The sequence below is a fragment of the Aurantimonas sp. NFXS3 genome, assembly GCF_049132005.1.
Lineage (GTDB): Bacteria > Pseudomonadota > Alphaproteobacteria > Rhizobiales > Rhizobiaceae > Aurantimonas > Aurantimonas coralicida.
The window spans coordinates 132794-150766 of record NZ_JAGDDZ010000002.1; the positions used below are offsets into that span (position 1 = coordinate 132794).

The window sequence follows — 17973 nt, forward strand, 5'->3', positions numbered from 1 at the left end:
CCTCCCGCAGCCCTCCGCTCGGCCGTCAAATCCGTTTCCGGCAGACGTTCAGGCGGTGGCGCGGGCCGCCGGGGTTCCGCAGGCCGCGCCGCCGGACCGGGCGATCCGCCAGGCGGCGCTGTCGAGCGGCGTGTCGCGCCAGTCGGCCAGAAGGGCCGCCGCGTCGAGGAGACCTGCCGGATCGACATCGGTCGCCACATCCATGGCATGCAGCATCGCCACCACGTCCTCGGTCGCCGAATTGCCGGTCGCGCCCGGCGCGTAGGGACAACCGCCGAGGCCGCCGACCGCCGCGTCGAAGGACCGGATGCCCGCCTGCAGTCCGGCCAGCGTGTTGGCCAGCGCCTGGCCGCGCGTGTCGTGCAGATGCAGCTCGAACTCGGTGTCGGGAAACCGGCTCAGCATCAGCGTCGACAGGGCATGGACCTGCTTGGGATTGGCAACGCCGATCGTGTCGCAAAGGCCGATGCGCGGCGCCCCGGCCTCGACGAAGCGGCTGGCGATCTCGGCCACATGCTCCGGCGCGACGGCGCCGTCGAAGGGGCAGCCGAACACCACCGACAGCGAGACGCGGGTCTTCAGGCCGGCCTGCCGGGCCTCGGCCTCCAGCTCCAGCAATTCGGTGACCGAGGCTTCGGTGGTGCGGTTGAGATTGGCGGTGTTGTGGGCGTCGGTCACCGAGACGACCAGCGTGACGCCCCCGGCCCCGGCGGCCATCGCCCGGTCGAGACCGCGGCGGTTGGGGATCAGCGCGAAGGGCGTGATGGGCAGGTCGGCGACGGCGCGCGTCACCTCTTCCGCGTCGGCAAGGTTCGGGATCCATTTGGGATGGGTGAAGGACGTCACCTCGATCTCGGTCAGGCCGGCCGCCGCCAGGCGCCGCACGAGTTCGATCTTCTGGTCGGTCGGCAGGTATTTCGGCTCGTTCTGCAGGCCGTCGCGGGGGCCGACCTCGACGATGCGGACCTTGGCGGGCAGGGACATGGTCATGGCGATACGCTCCTCGAGGTCCATCATGCGCCGCCTGGAAGGGCGCGGGGGTCGGCCGATCCGGCTGCGTCAAGCACACGGTCCGGATCGCTGCGGTTCTACGCCGAAGGCCGCCCGCCTGCCAAGCATCCGCCGGGATGCCGGCGGGTTCGCCCGCGGTGGCGATCGCTGACCCGGCTATGTCATGGCGCCACGACCTCACCGCGCCACAATCGAACATAACAAAATCACATAGGGTGTGTTGCGAATTCCCTGCGGCCTGTTACATCGAGGCGGGATCGCGCGGGCGGTCGGGAAGGGCAGGTCATCGTGAAGCGGGACGATCGCAGGCGCGGCATCGTCGATATCCTCGTCGAGGAAGGCGCGGCGACGCTGGATCGCCTGGCGCTGCATTTCGGCGTCTCGAAGATGACCATCCACCGCGATCTCGACGAACTGGAGGCGGACGGTCTCCTGCGCCGCACGCGCGGTGGCGCAACGATCGAGGCCAGCGGCCAGTTCGAGAGCGATTTCCGCTACCGGGCGCGCATGGCCGCGGCGGAAAAGCGGGCCATCGCGGCGCGGGCGGCGGATTTCGTCCAGCCCGGCATGTGCGTCATGGTCGATGACGGCTCGACGGCGGGAAGCCTGGTGCCGTTCCTGCGCGAGAAGCGGCCGCTGACCGTGGTCACCAACAACATGGCGGTGATCGCCGGCCTTGCCGGCGAGGCGGGGATCGAACTGATTGCGCTGGGCGGAAATTATTCGAAGAAGTTCAACGGCTTCTTCGGCGTGGTGACGGAGACGGCGCTGGCCTCGCTACGGGCCGATATCGTGCTGCTGTCGAGCTCCTCGATCAAGGGCCGGACGGCGTTCCACCAGGACCAGGAGGTGCTGGCCGTCAAGCGGCGGATGATCGCCTCGTCGGCTGAGAGCTATCTGATGGTCGATCATTTCAAGTTCGGGCGCACCGCCCTGCATCTGTTCACCGATCTCGGCGTCTTCGACGGGGTGGTGACGTCGCAGGCCCTGCCCCGCGAAAAGGCCGCCGCGCTCGAAGAGGACGGCATTCGATTGTATCTGGCAGAGGAAGACGCGTGATGGCCGAAGCGCCGCAAGTCTGGATCGGCACGAGCTGGAAGATGAACAAGACGCTGGGCGCGGCACGGCATTTCGCCGAACAGCTCGCGCGAGCGCCCGGCGACGGCCGCATCCAGCGTTTCGTCATTCCGCCCTTCACCGCCCTGCGCGAGGTGAAGGCGATCCTCGCCGGCACCGACGTCAAGGTCGGCGCCCAGAACATGCACTGGGCGGAGGAGGGCGCCTGGACCGGCGAGGTCTCCGCGCCGATGCTCACCGATTGCGGAGCCGACATGGTCGAGCTCGGCCATTCGGAGCGCCGGGCGCATTTCGGCGAGACCGACGAGACGGTGGGGCTGAAGACCGAGGCCGCCATCCGCCATGGCCTGATCCCGCTGATCTGCATCGGCGAAAGCGCCGAGGACAAGGCCTCGGGCCGTGCCGACGCGGTGCTGCGGCGCGAGGTGGAGGCCGCGCTGTCGAAGCTCTCAGAGGCCCAGATGGCCGCGCCGATCCTGTTCGCCTACGAGCCGGTCTGGGCGATCGGCGAGGGCGGCACGCCCGCCGCGCCCGACTATGCCGACGAACGCCAGGCGCGCATCATCGCGGCGACCGAGGAGATCACCGGACGCCGGCTGCCATGCCTTTACGGCGGCAGCGTCAATTCCGGCAATTGCGCCGAACTCATTGCCTGTCCCCATATCGACGGGCTGTTCATCGGGCGGTCGGCCTGGAACGTCGAGGGGTATCTCGACATCCTGTCCCGCTGCGCCGCCACCATCTGAAGAAAGGACGTCCCATGAAACTCGCGATCGCCGGCGACAGCGCCGGAGCCCCCCTCGCCAAGGCCCTTGCCGAGCACCTGACCGGCAAGGCCGGCCTCGAGGTCTCCGAGGTCAGCAATCCACCCGAAGGCGCCGAGAAATTCTATGCCGATCTGTCCGACCGGGTCGCCAGCGGCATTCTCGACGGCACCTATGACCGGGCCATCCTGTGCTGCGGCACCGGCATCGGCGTCTGCCTGTCGGCCAACAAGGTGCCGGGCATCCGCGCAGCCCAGACGCACGACACCTATTCGGCCGAGCGCGCGGCCCTGTCCAACAACGCCCAGATCATCACCATGGGCGCCCGCGTGGTCGGCTCCGAGCTCGCCAAGAGCATCGCCGAGGCGTATCTGGCCTGCGAATTCGATCCCAACGGCCGCTCGGCCGACAATGTGAAGGCGATCGACGCCCTCGACGCCAAATATCACGGCGCCTGACCGGCTCGACCTGCGCGGCGCGTCCCGGATGCGCCGCGCAGGTCCTCAGATCCGCATGCGGCGCGTGTCGCGAAGCAGCGTCGTCACCGCCTCGATCTCCGCCGCCCGCCGTTCCGGCGACCATTTCAGCGCGCTCGCCGCGACAATGGCGATGGCCTCGATGTCGCGCGCCGTGAACAGGCCGGCGACACCGAGATTCAGGCGGCGCAGGACGATGTCCTCCAGCCGCACCACATCCTCGTTGCGGGCGATCCAGTCGATCTCGCGCAGGCTCACCGAGCGGGCGTCCGGCAGCCGGTCGGCATCGACATGGTCACAGATATGGTGGGCGATGGAGAGCGCCGTCGTACCGTAACGCTCCAGCAGGGTCTCCAACCGCGGCTCGTCGAGCCATGTCGCCACGGAGGCCTCGGCGAGCCACACCGAGCGCGCCAGGGGATTGCCCGGATAGTTGCGACCGCCGCCGATCGCCATGTGCTCGGTCGACTGGATGCGGCTGCGCTGAAGACGCCGAAGAACCGCGTCGCTCGCCGTTTCGGCGAACTGGCGATAGGTGGTGAACCGGCCGCCCACCAGCGACAGGATCGGGAAGGGCCGGTCCTCGTCGGCCTCCATGACGGGTATGGACCCGCCGGGGCGCGGCGTCTGGCCGGCCGCGTCGTCCGGCGCCGGCGACGGAACGGTCCTTGCATAGGTGCAGACCGCCTGATCGGCCGCAAAGTCGAGATCCGGCAGGACGGCGCGCAGGGCATCGAGCAGCGCCGCGATGTCCTCGTCCGGACAACGCGCCTCGTCCGGATCGTCGGTGGGGGCGTCCGTCGCCCCGACAAGCACCCGGCCGAGATAGTCCTGCGCGGTCAGGACCCGGCCATCGCCCGTCATCTCGAAACGCAACACCCGGCCATCGAGCTGCCGGCGCAGCGCCTCGTGGTCGAGCAGGATGTGGCTCTGCCGCCGCCCGGCGACTTGCGCCGCGGGCGCGCCGAGAGCGGCGTTGACCTCGTCGATCCACGGTCCCGCCGCATTGACCACCAGCGTCGGGCGCACGGCGAAATCCGTGCCGTCCTCGCTCTCGAAGGAGAGGCCTCCGCCGAAACAGGAGACGAGGCGCGTCCAGTTGGCGGCCCGGGAATCGGGGCAGGCCTCCAGCCCGTCCTTCACCAGCTCGTAGACCAGCCGCTCGGGCGCGGTGATCCGCGCATCCTGGTAGAGGCCGGCGGCGGTGATGTCCGTCGAAAGCTCAGGAAACGTTGCCCCCGCCGCCTGCCGGCTCAGGAGCTGGTGGCGCGGCGTGTCGACGGGCGCCGCGGCAAAGCGGTCGTGAAGGGCAAGGCCGAGCCGGGCGAGGATCGCACCGCGCTGCCGCGGGGCGGTGGGCGTGCCGAAAAGCGTCGCCAGTGCCGCACCCACTCCGCCGAGCCAGGAGAAGACTGGAAACACCACCGGCAGCATGTCGACGAAATGCGGCGCGTTCTTCAGAAGGCGGTTGCGCTCGCTGGCGGCCTGTCTCGCGCCGGCGAGATCGCCGATCTCCAGCTCGGCAAGCCCGCCCTCGATCAGCCGCGAGCCGGCCGCGCTGGCGCCACCGCCGAAATCGCCCCGATCCACGATCAGGCAGCTGACGCCTTGGGCGCAGAGATCGCGGAAGAGCCCGGCGCCGTTCACCCCGGCGCCGAGAATGACGACATCCACGGGATCGCCTTCGACGAGGGGAGGCAGGTCGAAGGGGAACGCAGCGTCGAGATCGTCCGGGGCATCGGGCACGTCGGCCGGAAAGTCCGTGGCATTCATTCCTGCGTCCGGTCCCCCTGTGCCGCCGGTGCGCGACCCGCCGCCCGGCAATCGGCGGGGCCGGAACAGGATAGCCACGCCGGCGCCCCGACTGCAATCGTCCGCGCGCCGTGGCGCGAGCCTTCCGGTCGCAGGATCATCGTCCGAGGCCGGCCACCGCCCCGATCAGGCGACGCGGTGGATGGCGGCGGCGGGCGTTTCGATCGCCTGCCGCGTCTTGACGATCATCAGCGCCGCCTCGGCGGCCTCGCGGCCCTTGGTGACGAAATGCTCGCGGAAGATCGCCTCGTGATGGGCCGTCTCCTGGTAGTGATGCGGCGTCAGCGACACCGTCAGGACCGGCACGCCGCTGTCGAGGCCGGCGCGCATCAACCCATCGATCACGGCCTGGGCGACAAAATCATGCCGGTAGATGCCGCCATCGACGACGAGGGCCGCGGCGGCCACCGCCTTGTAGCGGCCGGTCATCGCGAGATCGCGGGCCATCAGCGGCATCTCGAAGGCGCCGGGCACGTCGAAGACGTCGACCTGGTCGGCGGGAATGATCTGGGTGAAGCCTTCGAGGGCGCGCGAGACGATGTCGGCGTGCCAGTTGGCCTTGATGAATGCGTATCGGGTGGGTGCCATGGTGTGATCTCCTTCGCAACGGACACGTCACCCAAGGCGATCACGGACGCGAATACGCGAGGCGTTCGCCTGGCGCGCATTGCGTACGTTCTCTCTCATCCGGACTATGACCGTCGGCTCAGGCATCGCACCTGATCTGCTGACCCCTTCGAAGCCGAAGGGCGCTCGCGGGCTCGCGGCAAGCGCCGCATACCGCCGGTGGGGACTTTCACCCCGCCCTGAGAACGGGTGGAGATAAAGCACCGCCGACGCGTGCGCGCAAGCCGCATGGCACGGGAACGGGCAGGATGTCAGGGCGGATCTCGCGCGATGCGATCATCCCTGCGGGGGCGAAGCAGCGCCACAATCGGGCCAGTCCTGCGGCGCGCTGTCAGCCCTTGCGGCGCCCCGCCTGCAGCGCCGCGACCCGCTCCTTCGTATGGTCGAAGGACACGACGCCGGCATCCGAGCCGAGGCCACTGGCCACCAGCGACGCGACGCCCTGGGCGAAATCGATGGCGGCTTCCGGGTCCATACGGTGGGTCAGCGCGGTGATGAAGCCGGCGTCGAAGGCATCGCCGCAGCCGGTCGTGTCGACCACGTCGATGTCGTAGGCCGGCACATGCAGGCGCGTGCCGTCGGCGGCGGCGTAATAGGCGCCCTCGCCGCCGAGGGTGAAGACGCAGGTTTGCGCGCCCCGGTCGAGATAGAATGCGGCGCAGTCGGCCGGCGTCGTCTGGCCCGACATGTCGCGGGCCTCCTCGATCGAGGGCATGAAATAGTCGATGGACGGCAACAGCGGCAGCACCAGACCGGCGGTCTCCGCACTGGCGGCGATCAGGTCGAAGGTCACCGTGCAGCCGCGGCGCTTTGCTTCTTCCAGGAGCAGCCTGCTGCGCTCGCCGTCGAGGGTCTTCAGGAGGCCGGTGCCGCCCAGATGCAGGATCGGCGCGTCGAAGATCTGGTCGTGGAGGCGCGGCGGGACGTCGAAATGGTCCGAGGCGCCGCGCATGTGCAGGGCCGGGCGTTCGCCATTCGGCCGGATGTTCAGGATCGTCGCCGAGGTCGGAATGCCATCGAGCCGCTGCATGGCGGAGATGTCGATGCCCAGCCGGTCCATCGCGCCGAGGACGAAATCGGCCTTCTCGTCATTGCCGACGGCGCCGACCGCCAGGCTGTTCAGGCCGAGCTTGGCGGTGTTGACCACCACGCCCCCGGCGGTGCCGGCGACGGTCAGGCGGATCTCGTCGATGAACTCGACATTGCCGCGATCCGGGATGCGGCTGACGGGGCGCCCGAGAATGTCGAGGATGTAGAGCCCGACGACGGAGACATCGTAGCGCATGGTCGGCCCTTCCCTGTCAGGAGACGCGGTTGCCGTCGGCAAACAGCATCAGCCGGTCGCGCGGCACCGACAGATGCACGGCGCCGCCGAGCGCCGCCGGCGGCCGGCCGTCGGTGTTCACCTTGACCACCGTCTCGCCGATCTTCGCCTTGGTCAGGTAGCGGCCGGCAATGCCGATCGCCTGGTCGACGAGGATGGCGCCGACGCTGCCCTCGGTGGGCTCGCCGGTCATGCGCACGAGTTCCGGCCGGATGCCGAGGGTCAGCTGGCCGCGCGGCGGGCTGGCCGGCGCCGGCAGCGGTTCGGCGAGGATCGGCGCGTGGATGCCGCGGCTGTCGAGTTCGGCGGGAATGAAGTTCATGCCGGGATTGCCGAGGAACCAGCCGCCGAACTCGGTGGTCGGCTGGCCGTAGAGCACCTGCGGGCGGTCGTATTGCATGATCCGGCCGTCCTTCATCAGGGCGATCCGGTCGGCCAGCGTCATCGCCTCGGTCTGGTCGTGGGTCACGTAGACGATGGTCTGCTTCAGCCGCTTGGTGACCCGCTTGAAGGCGCGGATCAGCTGCAGCTTGGCATTGACCTCGACATTGGTGGTGGGCTCGTCGAACAGGACGATCTCGGACTGGCGCGCCACGGCCCGGCCGACGGCGACCTTCTGGCGGCTGCCGGCGTCGAGCTGCTCGATGAAGGCACCGGCCAGCGGTCGCAGGTCGAGGACGTCCAGAACCTCGTCGACGCGGCGCTTGCGCTCGGCAGTCGAGACGCTGCGGTCGTGGCGCATCGGCAGTTCCAGGTTCTCGGCCACCGACAGGGTCGGGTACATGACCGGATACTGGAAGACCATGCCGACATTGCGCTTGCGCGGCGGCAGCCGGGTCACGTCGCGCCCGCCGAAGAGGACGCGGCCTTCGCTCGGGCGCTCCAGCCCCGCCAGCATGCGCATCAGCGTGGTCTTGCCGCAGCCGGACGGGCCGAGCAGGCAGGCGACCTCGCCGTCGGCGAAGGTCATGTGGACGTCGTCGACGGCGGTGAAGCTGCCGAAACGCTTGGTGACGTGCTCGATGACGATTTCAGCCATGGATGTTCTGTCCCGTTCGAACGCGTTGGGCCTGCGACACGGTCATGGCGCTGCCGCCAGGCGCTGCCCGCTGGTGCCGTCGAACAGCAAGATGTCGGCCGGGTCGATCCGCACGCCGACCGTGCTGTCGAATTCGGGCGGGGCGCGATCGAACAGCGGGATCGCGCTGGTCAGGGAGTGGCCGTCGAGATCGAGATAGACCACCGCCTCGCCGCCGAGATTTTCCACCAGCGTCACCCGCGCCGGCTGTGTGCCGATCGCCGGGCCTTCGGGGTTCAGCCTCACATGCTCGGGCCGGATGCCGGCGATCACCGCGCTGCCCTCTTCAAGGCCGGCGGCGGGATGGCGCAGCGGCCCGGCCGTCACCGTGCCGTCGGTGACGCTGCCGGAATAGAGATTGGCGTTGGGAAAACCGATGAGGTCCAGCGAGCGGGCCCGGGAGGGCTGGTGATAGACCGCGGTTACCTCGCCATCCTGGATCACACGGCCCTGGTCGATGACGGCCAGCCGCTGCGCCATGGTCAGCGCCTCCAGCGAATCCGAGGTGGCATAGAGGAAGGTGGCGTTCAGCTCCTCGCGCAGCGATTTCAGCTCGTCCATCAGCCGCTCGCGCAATTTGTAGTCGAGCCCGACCAGCGGGTCGTCGAGGACGAAGATCTGGGCGTCCTTCAGAAGGCCGCGCGCCACGGCGACGCGCTGCTTCTCGCCGCCCGAGAGCTGGTCCGGCGTCTTGGCCAGAAGATGGGTGATCGACAGGATGCCGGCGGTCCGGTCGACCCGGGCCGCGATCTCGTCCTTGGGAAAGCGCGCCAGCGTCAGCGGATAGGCCATGTTCTGGGCCACCGTCTGGTGCGGGTAGAGCGCGAAGTTCTGCGGCACGTAGCCGATCGGCCGCTCGGCCGGCGGATCGCCGACGATATCGCGGCCCGACAGAAGGATCTGCCCGGCATCGGGCTTTTCCAGCCCGACGAGGATGCGGAACAGGGTCGACTTGCCGGACTGGGGCGGGCCGCACAGGACGGTGAAGCTCTGCGGCGCGACGTCGAGGGTCAGCGCGTCGAGAGCGACGGTCTTGCCGTAGCTCTTGGTGATGCCTTGGAACTGCAGCGACATGGAGATCAGCGACCGAGTTGCGAGAATGTCGGGACCATCAGGATGCCGACCGAGAACACGGCCGCGATGACCAGGAGGACCTTGAGGATGAAGAACAGGCTGGCCCCGGCCGAGGCGTCCTTGCGCAGATTGCCGACGGCGATCTGCAGGAGGGTGGAGGCGACCAGCACGCACAGGCCGACCTTGTAGACCATCAGATTGTAGCGCTGGGCGATCATCAGGATGCCGGCCAGGAGGCCGAAGATCAGGATCGTTTCCAGCCGTTCGGGAAAGGTGCGGGTGGCTTTCATGGTCAGACCTCTCCCCGCACGGTGCCGAAGGTCATCCCGACCAGCAGATATTTCTGGAAGATGTAGATGAAGACCACCGGCACGATGATGTAGACCGAGGTCATGGTCGAGATGAACGTCCAGTTGACGCCGCCGTCGGAATAGGTGCCGACCGACAGGGCATAGGGAATGTTCTGGGTGTTCACGCCGCCGATGATGAAGTTGAAGAGATATTCGTTCCACACGAAGATCAGGTTGAAGATGAAGGCGGCGATCAGGCCGGGCCGGACCTGCGGCATCACCACCTTGAAGATCACGTGGAACCACGAGCCGCCATTGACGATGCCGGTCTCGTCGAAGCGCGTCGAGACGCCGTCGAGGAAGCCCTTCAGGATCCACACCGAGAAGGGGATCGAGAACATCGCGTAGAACAGCATCAGCCAGAGATGCGAATCCTTCCAGCCGAAGGCGACATACATCAGGAAGACCGGCAGGATCACCGCCGGCCCCGGCAGCATGCGGATCGACAGCAGCAGGAACATCAGGAAGTCGGTGCCCTTCGGCCGGAACCGCGAGAAGCAGAAGGCCGCGAGGAACGAGACGACCACGGCGATCAGCACGGCGCCGATCGACAGCACCACCGAATTGGCGATCTGCAGGAAGATCTCGCCACGATTGAACAGGTCGACGTAATTGTCGAGCGTCGGCTTGAAGAACAGCTTCGGCGGCACCGCCAGGATGTCGCTGCGGGTCTTGAAGGACGACATGACGATCCAGGCGATCGGCGCGAAGAAGATCAGCGCGATCAGCCACAGGGCGGCGTAGTACAGCCATTCGCGCAGGCGGCTCATGCTCCGTTCTCCCGGCGGCGACGCAGGCTGAGGACGAAGATGAAGGCGCTGGTCATGGCGATCGATATCAGGAGGAGAAGGACGGCATAGGCCGACGACCAGCCCATGTTGAAGCTTTCGAAGGCCTGCTTGTTCAGCTCCAGCGCCACCAGCCGCGTGGTCTGGCCCGGCCCGCCCTTGGTCATCGGGATGATCAGGTCGAGGGTCTTGAAGCTGTCGATGGTGCGCAGGAGGATGCCGAGCATCATGATGAACTTGCCGTGGTGCCAGATGACCAGGGTCAGACGCCTCAGGAACGGCACGCGGTCGATCTCGGCGGCCTCCAGTTCGGCCTTGGGCACCGAGCCGAGAGCGGCCAGCGTCATCAGCGTCATGAACGGCGTCCACATCCAGCAATCCACCGCCAGCACCGCCCAGAAGGCGAGCTCGGGATTGCCGAGGAAGTCGATCGGCCCGCTGTCGAACAGCGCCCGGCCGAGATAGTTCAGCACGCCGAAGGTCGGGTCGTAGATGAAGCGGAAGAAGGTGCCCGAGGCCACCGGCGTCAGTACCATCGGCGCGAACAGGAGGGTCAGGGCGATGCGCCGGCCCGGCATGTCCTTCGACCCCCAGAACAGGAAGCCGAGCATCGCGCCGAGAAGGGTCTGGATGGTGACGCCGCACAGGACGAATGTGAAGGTCCGCGACAGGTCGAACCAGATGCCGTTCTTGCTGGCGAGGATGGCGAAGAAATTGCGGAAGCCGACGAAGTCCGGCGGCATGCCGCTGGTCAGCGAGAAATTGTAGAAGGACAGGCCGAGCAGCCACAGCGTCGGGATCGTGTTGAACACGATGAAGAAGATCATCACCGGCGCCAGCAGCGTGAGGATCAGCGTGGCGCGGTTGTCGAACAGGCGGGCAAAGGGCCGCCGACGCTGCTGGACGGGGGGCATTATCGGGCCTCGAGCTTGGGACTGGATGGCCGGACGCGGAGGATTTGTCCGCGTCCGGCCGATCGGTGGACCTGCTTACAGCGAGGTCATCGCGCAGCTGTCGGACGGCGCTTCTTTCGCCGTGCCGGAATCGTAGAGGATCTGCTGCTGGGCGCAGGCGATGTAGTCCATCACCGCCTGGGCGTCGGTCGACTGGCCGGTCACGAAGGAGGAATAGCCCTCCTGCTGGACCGACAGCATCTCCGAATATTTCGGGTCATGCCAGAAATCCTGCGAGCGACCGTCCTCGAGCATGAACTTGTAGGTGCGGTTCCACGGGTTGATGTCGTCGAAATCGTCCCGCGACAGGGTCGCCTTGTCGCACGGATTGCCGCCGCGCTTGGCGAATTCCAGCGCCGTCTCGGGCTGGTACCACCAGTTCATGAAGTCGATGGCGACGCGCATCTTCTGCTCGTCGTTGAAGGCGTTGATCACCCAGGGCTGGCCGCCCATGGAATAGATCCGCTTGGGCTCGGCGCCCGGCGCCTGATGCTTGGGCGGCGGCACGACCAGCACCTTGCCCTGCAGTTCCTCGGTGATCATCGCGGGGCCGACGGCGGCCCACTGGATGGTGGCGAAGACCTTGCCCTGGGTGAAGACGTCGATGCCCTCGGCGATGCCGATATTGGTGGCGCCCGGCGGGCAGTATTTCAGCCAGCGCTTGTATTCTTCCAGCGAGGCCGCGTTCTCCGGCGTGTTGAGGACGCCCTCGACCTGGCCGGTCTCGGCGTTCCACAATTCGCCGCCGCGGCTCCACAGGAAGTTGTTGAAGGCGCAGGTCGCGAAGTCGTAGACGCGGCTGTACTGCTGGGCAAAGCCCCAGCGCTGCTCGTCCGGCCGGGTGAAGAAGTCGGCGACCTTCTCGAACTCGTCCATCGTCAGGTTCTCGAAGTCCTCGAAGGTCGAGGGCAGCTCGACGTCGTACTTTGCCTTGAACGCCTCGCGCTCCTTCGGGTCGTCGAGCCAGTCCTTGCGAACGAACAGCGCTTCGACGTCGCCCTCCTGGGGCAGGCCCCAGATGTTCTGGCTGCCGTCGGGATAGGTCATGTAGGTGTCAACGACGGTCTTCGAGTACCAGTCGATGTCGAGCGCCGGGTTCTGCGCGATGACGTCGTTCAGCTGCAGGATCCAGCCCGGCTGGGCGAGTGCGCCGAGCCACTGGCTGTCGGAAATGATGATGTTGAATTCCTGGCTGCGCGTGACCAGCGAGGTCGCGGCCTTCTGGAACAGGTCGGCGAAGGGCGCTTCCTGGAAGTTGAAGGAGACGTCGTAGCCGTATTTCTCCTTCACATATTCGGCGAAGAGCGGCGACATCTTCACGCCCAGCGACGACGGCACCCAGCCGGCGATGCCGAGAATGTTCATCTCGATCGACTGGCCGGCGAGCGGATGGCTCTCCTGGGCGTGCAGCCGGTTGATGAAGGGCGCGCCGAGGACGGTCGACAGCCCGAGGGCGGCGCCGCCTTTCAGAAGGCTGCGGCGCGGGACCATCAGTCCGGAGCCGGCCCGTTTGTCGAATGAATTCGTCATGCCTGTTTCCTCCCAGTTGCAATAGTGGCCGCCGGCGACCCGTGGCGTTCCGGCGCTGCTGTGCAACCGCGTGGCATCGACGGCTGAATCCCTCCCAGGACCGTCGGATCGCGATTGGCAAACCCTATTGGCGACAATATTCAAATCCTATAAGACAAATGTCAAGATGGCTTCCTTGAACACCTCCACAGCGCGCAAGAGCGCCTCCGGTCGGCCCACTGCCGGCGCCACTCCGGTCCCGCTGCCGTTCCGCGACGATCCGCTGCTGTGGGCCGGCTGGCTCTATGCCCGCGACGGCATGACCCAGAACGAGATCGCCAAGGCGATGGGCGTCTCGCGGGCTACCGTGAACGGCTATCTGGCCGAGGCGCGCACCCGCGGCATCGTCACCCTGTCGATGGAGACGTCGCGGCTCAGCGAGCTGATGATCGCCCAGGCGATGAAGGACCGCTTCAATCTCAGCGACTGCATCGTCATTCCCAGCGCCGAGACCGACCAGGGCCTCGACGAGCGGCTGGGCGAGACCGGCGCGCGGGTGCTGCAGCGGCTGATCCGCCCCGGCGACACGCTGGGCATCGCCTGGGGCCGCACGATGATCGCGCTGGCACGGCGCATGGGGCCGGGCCGGGTTCCGGACCTGTCGGTGATCCAGCTCACCGGCGGCACCTCGGCGCCGGTGGATTTCACCCCCGAACTCTGCGCCTCGCAACTGGCGACGGCGCTCGGCGCGCGCTCGATCAACATCACCGCGCCGGCCGTCGTCTCCAGCGCCGCGGTCCGCGACGTGCTGATGGACGAGCCGCAGCTGCGCGAGCAGTTCGACATGGCGCGCCGGGCCGACAAGGTGGTCTTCGGCATCTGCTCGACTAGGCCCGACAGCACGATCCACGCCAGCGGGCTGGTGCGCCAGGAGGAGCTGGCGCATCCGGCCTTTCACCGGGCGACGGCGGTCGTTGCCGGCCGCTTCATCGACGATCGCGGCGTGCCGGTGCGCGCGCCGCTGGATGCGCGCACCATCGGGCTGACGCTGGAGGAGATCAGCGCGATCAAGGTGCGCATCGCGGTGGCCGGCGGGGCGCGCAAGGTGCCGGCGATCCTGGCGGCTTTGCGCGGGGGCTATGCGAACATCCTGATCACCGACGCGGCCACGGCGCACAGCATTCTGCAGGCGGAGGGGGTGCCCGAGTCGCTCGGCGCCCTGCGAGGAACCAGACGCACACAGCTACAGGGAGGCAATCCAGTGAAGACCAAGAAGCTCATCAACGACCCGAAGAACATCATCGAGGAGATGCTGGACGGGATCGTGAAGGCGCATCCCAACCATGTGCGCCAGCTCGAACACAGCCCGCGCTCGGTGATCGCCGTCGACGGCCCGCGCAAGGACAAGGTGGCGATCGTCATCGGCGGCGGCTCGGGCCACGAGCCGTCCTTCGTCGGCTTCGTCGGCAAGGGCATCGCCGATGCCTGCGCCATCGGCAACGTCTTCGCCTCGCCGCCGCCGGACCCGATCCTGGAATGCACCAAGGCCGTCGATGGCGGCGCCGGCGTCCTCTACATGTACGGCAACTACGCCGGCGACGTGATGAATTTCGACATGGCGGCCGAGATGGCGGCGATGGAGGACATCGAGGTCCGCACGGTGCTCTCCACCGACGACGTCGCCTCGGCGCCGCTCGACCAGAAGGAGAAGCGCCGCGGCGTCGCCGGCAATTTCTTCATCTTCAAGATCGCCGGTGCGGCCGCCGATCACATGTGGTCGCTGGACGAGTGCGAGCGTGTCGCCCGCAAGGCCAACGACCACACCTTCACCGTCGGCGTGGCACTGGCGCCGTGCTCGCTGCCCCAGACCCTGCGGCACAATTTCGAGATCGGCCCGGACGAGATGGAAATCGGCATGGGCATCCATGGCGAGCCGGGCGTGACGCGCGAGCCGCTGCGCACCGCCGACGACGTGACCGACGACATGCTGGAGCGGATCTTCGCCGAGATGCCGGCCAGGAAGGGCTCGAAGGTCGCGGTGCTGATCAACTCGCTCGGCTCGACGCCGCTGATGGAGCTCTACGTGATCAACCGGCGGGTGCACGAGCGCCTCGAGCGCAAGGGCATCGACGTGCACGCCACCTGGGTCGGCACCTATTGCTCGTCGCTTGAAATGGCCGGCATGTCGGTGACGCTGATCCTGCTCGACGACGAGCTGACCGAGCTCCTCGACCATCCTTGCGATTGCGCGATGTTCCGTGCTGGCTAAGCCTCGCCGGACCCCGCCAACCCGATACGGACCATGCCCATGACCATCACCACCCAGCATCTCGTCGCGATGTTCGTCGCGATCGCCGATGCCATCGAGGAACACAAGGATCATCTGTCGGAGCTGGACGGCGTCATCGGCGACGCCGACCACGGCGTCACCATGGGGATCGGCTTCACCGCCGTCCGCGAGGCGCTGGGCCAGCTCGACACCGCCGAGAACGAGCCGGCCGTCGTCTTCAACACCGCCGCCAAGACCTTCCTCAACGCCGTCGGCGCCTCGTCCGGGCCGCTCTATGCCACGGCCTTCATGCGGGCCGGCGCGGCGGCCAAGGGCAAGCCCGAGCTCGACCGCGACGCCATGGTCGAGGCGTTCTGCGCCATGGCCAAGGGGATCCAGGATCGCGGCAAGGCCGAGCGGGGCGACAAGACCATGGTCGATGCCTGGCTGCCGGCCGCCGAGGCGATCGGCGAGGCGGCCGGGCGCGGCGACGATCTGGCCGCGTGCTTCCAGGCGGCCGCCCGGGCCGCCGAGGAGGGCGCCGAGGCGACCAAGGCGATGCGGGCGTCCAAGGGCCGCGCCGCCCGGCTCGGCGACCGCTCGCTCGGCCATATCGATCCCGGCGCCGCCTCGACGGCGCTCATCGTCGGCGTCATGGCGACCCAGCTGACCGGCTGAGCCCGGCTTTACGGCGATCGGGGTATTGCGCTAGCGGCGGACCAGCCCGGCCTCGATCGCCACCCAGACCAGATGGGCGTCGGTGCGCGCGCCGAGCTTGGCCTTGATCTGGTAGTGGTTGTTCTGGACCGTCTTGACGCTGAGGCAGAGCCCGGCGGCGATCTCGTCGGAGGTCATGCCCGAGGCGAGCATGCGCAGGATCTCGGTCTCGCGCGGGCTGAGATCGGCGATCGCCGTCGCACGGCCCTCGACCCGTTCCTCGGCGATCTCCTGGGCAATGTCCGGGCTCATCGCCCGCCGGCCGGCGAGGATCGCCTCGATGGCCTGCACCAGTTCGGCCGGATCGCTGCTCTTCGTCACATAGCCGGACGCGCCGGCCTCGAAGGCCTTCAGCGCGAAGGCCGCGCCCTGGTGCATGGTGAAGATCAGGATGCGGGCGGCGCCGTCCCATTGCCGGATATGCCGCGTCGCCTCGATCCCGCCGGGGCCCGGCAGGGTCAGATCCATCACCACGATGTCGGGCGTCGTCTCGCGGTAGAGGCGATAGGCCTCGCCGGCATCCGCCGCTTCGGCGACCACCGCATAGCCCGGCCGCCGCTCGATCAGCCGGCGATAGCCCTCGCGCACGATCGGATGGTCGTCGACCAGCATGATCCGGGCGGCGCTCATGGCCGCAGCGCCCCGGTGGGGATGGTCGCCGCCACGCGGATGCCGCCCTGTGCCTCGCCGATGGAGAGCGTGCCGCCCAGCGCCGCGATGCGCTCGCGGATGCCGGCGATGCCGAAGCCGGTGCCCCTCTCCAGCGCCTCGGGCCGTCCGCCGCCATCGTCCATGACGGTCAGCTCGACGCCCGGCGCGCCGCCGGCGCTGTCGCGGACGACGCGGACGACAATCCGCCGGGCCGAGCCGTGCCGGGCGGCATTGGTCAGGCATTCCTGCACGATCCGGTAGAGGTTCAGCGCCGCCGCGTCGTCGAGGCCGGTGAGGTCGCCCTCGGTTTCCAGAACGAAGCGGGTTCGCCCGCCAAGGCTCGCCTCCCAGCCATGCAGCATGGTGCGCAGGCTCGGCTCGAGGCCGAGCTGGTCGAGGTCGGGCGGCCGCAGCCGGACGAAGGCACCGCGCAGCGTCGCCATCATCCGCTTGACCATGCGGCCGATCGCGCGGGCGTCCTCGGCGATGTCGTCGCGCCCCTGCGGCGAGGCCGCCTCCAGCGACGCAGCCATGGCGCCGGCGGCGGTCAGGCACTGGCCGAACTCGTCGTGCAGTTCGCGGGCCAGCGTGCGGCGCTCATCCTCCTGCACTTCGAACAGCTTGCGCATCAAGACCGCGCGCTCGGCGGTGGAGCGTTCCAGCCGGCTGGCGAGGCGATTGACGGCGATGGCGAGGCGGCGGAACTCGGCGGTGCGGAAGGAGGGCAGCCGGCTGCCGATGTCGCCCATCTCCAGCCGTTTCAGCCCGTCGACGATCGCCTGCACGGGAAGCAGCGCATGGGCGATGGCAAGGCTCGACAGGGCGATCATCGCGGCCGCCAGCGCCAGGGCAAGCGCCGCCGCGATCCGCACCTGCTGCCAGATCCGCGTGGCCGCGGCGACCGGATCGAAGCTGGTGCGCAGCCGCCGCCCGTCCTCGCCGAAGATGCGCACCTCGCGTTCGACCGCCGCCGGATGCCGGAAGCCTGCGGCCAGCGCGGCGCGAAACCAGCCCGGCGCGACCGAGCCGAAGGCGTTCCAGCCCGAGCACAAGCGACGCGTCCCGCCGTCGCGCTCGGTGAAGGCGACGCAGGTGCCGGGGGTCATCACCGAGACGATCTCGATGGAGCGCCGCGCGATATGGGTCGATTCCACGCCGCCGCTGCCCAGCATGTAGATGCGCTCGAGCTGGAAGGCGACGCGGGTCTCGGTGGCCTTCAGCTCGGTCCGGATCGCCGCCTGGGTATCGGCGACGACATAGACGATCGCGCCGGCGAGGCACACGCAGGCGACGCCGAAGAGCCGCAGGATCAGCCCCATCATCAGGCTCATGGCGATCGCTCCCCCTGTCGATCCGACGATCAGGCCCAAGCTGGAGCCCCGCCGCAAGGGGGGCGCGACCGATCGGGCAAATTGCCTGTGTGCGGCCGGGCGTGATGCCCTACCCAAGACCCGATGCATCCGACATAGTGCCGGCGTCCGGGTGGAGTGGCA

Annotated in this window: 17 protein-coding genes and 1 riboswitch; of the genes, 5 read left to right on the forward strand and 12 right to left on the reverse strand. The window is 68.2% G+C overall.

From position 1 onward, the window contains the following. Positions 1 to 48: 48 nt before the first annotated feature. Complete coding sequence (locus J3367_RS05820) at positions 49 to 990, reverse strand: hydroxymethylglutaryl-CoA lyase (protein WP_421460420.1); 942 nt, start codon at positions 988 to 990, stop codon at positions 49 to 51. 309 nt (positions 991 to 1299) lie between these two features. Here J3367_RS05820 and J3367_RS05825 point away from each other — a divergent pair, with 309 nt between their 5' ends. Genes J3367_RS05825 through J3367_RS05835 form a run of 3 tightly spaced genes read left to right on the forward strand, consistent with a single transcriptional unit; the run spans position 1300 to position 3310 of the window. Continuing rightward, positions 1300 to 2070, forward strand: coding sequence for a DeoR/GlpR family DNA-binding transcription regulator (locus J3367_RS05825; RefSeq protein WP_024350938.1), 771 nt, complete (start codon positions 1300 to 1302; stop codon positions 2068 to 2070). Next, the gene (locus J3367_RS05830; RefSeq protein ID WP_024350937.1) at positions 2070 to 2834 is read left to right on the forward strand and encodes a triose-phosphate isomerase; all 765 of its coding nucleotides are present in this window, start codon (positions 2070 to 2072) and stop codon (positions 2832 to 2834) included. Before J3367_RS05825 ends, J3367_RS05830 begins: the two co-directional genes overlap by 1 nt. Before the next feature lie 14 nt (positions 2835 to 2848). Beyond that, positions 2849 to 3310: an RpiB/LacA/LacB family sugar-phosphate isomerase gene (locus J3367_RS05835; RefSeq protein ID WP_024350936.1), complete on the forward strand. Its 462-nt coding sequence runs from the start codon at positions 2849 to 2851 to the stop codon at positions 3308 to 3310. A 45-nt stretch (positions 3311 to 3355) separates the two neighbouring features. Here J3367_RS05835 and J3367_RS05840 read toward each other — a convergent pair whose 3' ends face one another. From J3367_RS05840 to J3367_RS05880, 9 genes are all read right to left on the reverse strand, one after another. Then, complete coding sequence (locus J3367_RS05840) at positions 3356 to 5101, reverse strand: glycerol-3-phosphate dehydrogenase/oxidase (protein ID WP_024350935.1); 1746 nt, start codon at positions 5099 to 5101, stop codon at positions 3356 to 3358. Between the two features lie 165 nt (positions 5102 to 5266). Further along, positions 5267 to 5728 (reverse strand): 6,7-dimethyl-8-ribityllumazine synthase, encoded by a 462-nt coding sequence (locus J3367_RS05845; RefSeq protein WP_421460425.1) that lies wholly within the window; start codon positions 5726 to 5728, stop codon positions 5267 to 5269. Positions 5729 to 5811: 83 nt separating this feature from the next. Beyond that, positions 5812 to 5958: riboswitch (FMN riboswitch) on the reverse strand. Positions 5959 to 6098: 140 nt separating this feature from the next. Next, positions 6099 to 7052, reverse strand: coding sequence for a carbohydrate kinase family protein (locus J3367_RS05850; RefSeq protein ID WP_024350933.1), 954 nt, complete (start codon positions 7050 to 7052; stop codon positions 6099 to 6101). Positions 7053 to 7068: 16 nt separating this feature from the next. Next, entirely contained in the window at positions 7069 to 8130 is a 1062-nt protein-coding gene (locus tag J3367_RS05855) for an ABC transporter ATP-binding protein (protein WP_024350932.1), read from the reverse strand. 42 nt (positions 8131 to 8172) lie between these two features. Continuing rightward, on the reverse strand, positions 8173 to 9243 hold the full coding sequence (locus tag J3367_RS05860; protein WP_024350931.1) for an ABC transporter ATP-binding protein: 1071 nt from the start codon (positions 9241 to 9243) through the stop codon (positions 8173 to 8175). 5 nt (positions 9244 to 9248) lie between these two features. Continuing rightward, on the reverse strand, positions 9249 to 9533 hold the full coding sequence (locus J3367_RS05865; protein WP_024350930.1) for a hypothetical protein: 285 nt from the start codon (positions 9531 to 9533) through the stop codon (positions 9249 to 9251). Positions 9534 to 9535: 2 nt separating this feature from the next. Continuing rightward, positions 9536 to 10363 carry a carbohydrate ABC transporter permease gene (locus J3367_RS05870; RefSeq protein WP_024350929.1) on the reverse strand — a complete coding sequence of 276 codons (828 nt, stop codon included), beginning with the start codon at positions 10361 to 10363 and terminating at the stop codon, positions 9536 to 9538. Continuing rightward, positions 10360 to 11295 (reverse strand): carbohydrate ABC transporter permease, encoded by a 936-nt coding sequence (locus J3367_RS05875; RefSeq protein ID WP_009211305.1) that lies wholly within the window; start codon positions 11293 to 11295, stop codon positions 10360 to 10362. The genes J3367_RS05870 and J3367_RS05875 overlap by 4 nt, the downstream gene beginning before the upstream one ends. 75 nt (positions 11296 to 11370) lie before the next feature. After that, positions 11371 to 12864 carry an ABC transporter substrate-binding protein gene (locus J3367_RS05880; RefSeq protein ID WP_024350928.1) on the reverse strand — a complete coding sequence of 498 codons (1494 nt, stop codon included), beginning with the start codon at positions 12862 to 12864 and terminating at the stop codon, positions 11371 to 11373. A gap of 166 nt (positions 12865 to 13030) precedes the next feature. Here J3367_RS05880 and J3367_RS05885 point away from each other — a divergent pair, with 166 nt between their 5' ends. Both J3367_RS05885 and dhaL read left to right on the forward strand, forming a co-directional pair. Next, on the forward strand, positions 13031 to 15112 hold the full coding sequence (locus J3367_RS05885; protein WP_081651922.1) for a bifunctional sugar-binding transcriptional regulator/dihydroxyacetone kinase subunit DhaK: 2082 nt from the start codon (positions 13031 to 13033) through the stop codon (positions 15110 to 15112). Positions 15113 to 15151: 39 nt separating this feature from the next. Next, positions 15152 to 15790: a dihydroxyacetone kinase subunit DhaL gene (dhaL, locus tag J3367_RS05890; protein ID WP_024350927.1), complete on the forward strand. Its 639-nt coding sequence runs from the start codon at positions 15152 to 15154 to the stop codon at positions 15788 to 15790. A gap of 30 nt (positions 15791 to 15820) precedes the next feature. Here dhaL and J3367_RS05895 read toward each other — a convergent pair whose 3' ends face one another. Then, positions 15821 to 16459 (reverse strand): response regulator, encoded by a 639-nt coding sequence (locus tag J3367_RS05895; protein ID WP_024350926.1) that lies wholly within the window; start codon positions 16457 to 16459, stop codon positions 15821 to 15823. Then, the gene (locus tag J3367_RS05900) at positions 16456 to 17811 is read right to left on the reverse strand and encodes an ATP-binding protein (protein WP_024350925.1); all 1356 of its coding nucleotides are present in this window, start codon (positions 17809 to 17811) and stop codon (positions 16456 to 16458) included. Before J3367_RS05900 ends, J3367_RS05895 begins: the two co-directional genes overlap by 4 nt. Positions 17812 to 17973 lie beyond the last annotated feature (162 nt).

Bases quoted from the DNA above. Each gene is read 5' to 3' on its own strand.
- J3367_RS05820 (WP_421460420.1), bottom strand. From the start codon at position 990: ATGACCATGTCCCTGCCCGCCAAGGTCCGCATCGTCGAGGTCGGCCCC.
- J3367_RS05830 (WP_024350937.1), top strand. From the start codon at position 2,070: ATGGCCGAAGCGCCGCAAGTCTGGATCGGCACGAGCTGGAAGATGAAC.
- J3367_RS05835 (WP_024350936.1), top strand. From the start codon at position 2,849: ATGAAACTCGCGATCGCCGGCGACAGCGCCGGAGCCCCCCTCGCCAAG.
- J3367_RS05840 (WP_024350935.1), bottom strand. From the start codon at position 5,101: ATGAATGCCACGGACTTTCCGGCCGACGTGCCCGATGCCCCGGACGAT.
- J3367_RS05845 (WP_421460425.1), bottom strand. From the start codon at position 5,728: ATGGCACCCACCCGATACGCATTCATCAAGGCCAACTGGCACGCCGAC.
- J3367_RS05850 (WP_024350933.1), bottom strand. From the start codon at position 7,052: ATGCGCTACGATGTCTCCGTCGTCGGGCTCTACATCCTCGACATTCTC.
- J3367_RS05855 (WP_024350932.1), bottom strand. From the start codon at position 8,130: ATGGCTGAAATCGTCATCGAGCACGTCACCAAGCGTTTCGGCAGCTTC.
- J3367_RS05860 (WP_024350931.1), bottom strand. From the start codon at position 9,243: ATGTCGCTGCAGTTCCAAGGCATCACCAAGAGCTACGGCAAGACCGTC.
- J3367_RS05865 (WP_024350930.1), bottom strand. From the start codon at position 9,533: ATGAAAGCCACCCGCACCTTTCCCGAACGGCTGGAAACGATCCTGATC.
- J3367_RS05870 (WP_024350929.1), bottom strand. From the start codon at position 10,363: ATGAGCCGCCTGCGCGAATGGCTGTACTACGCCGCCCTGTGGCTGATC.
- J3367_RS05875 (WP_009211305.1), bottom strand. From the start codon at position 11,295: ATGCCCCCCGTCCAGCAGCGTCGGCGGCCCTTTGCCCGCCTGTTCGAC.
- J3367_RS05880 (WP_024350928.1), bottom strand. From the start codon at position 12,864: ATGACGAATTCATTCGACAAACGGGCCGGCTCCGGACTGATGGTCCCG.
- J3367_RS05885 (WP_081651922.1), top strand. From the start codon at position 13,031: ATGGCTTCCTTGAACACCTCCACAGCGCGCAAGAGCGCCTCCGGTCGG.
- dhaL (WP_024350927.1), top strand. From the start codon at position 15,152: ATGACCATCACCACCCAGCATCTCGTCGCGATGTTCGTCGCGATCGCC.
- J3367_RS05895 (WP_024350926.1), bottom strand. From the start codon at position 16,459: ATGAGCGCCGCCCGGATCATGCTGGTCGACGACCATCCGATCGTGCGC.
- J3367_RS05900 (WP_024350925.1), bottom strand. From the start codon at position 17,811: ATGAGCCTGATGATGGGGCTGATCCTGCGGCTCTTCGGCGTCGCCTGC.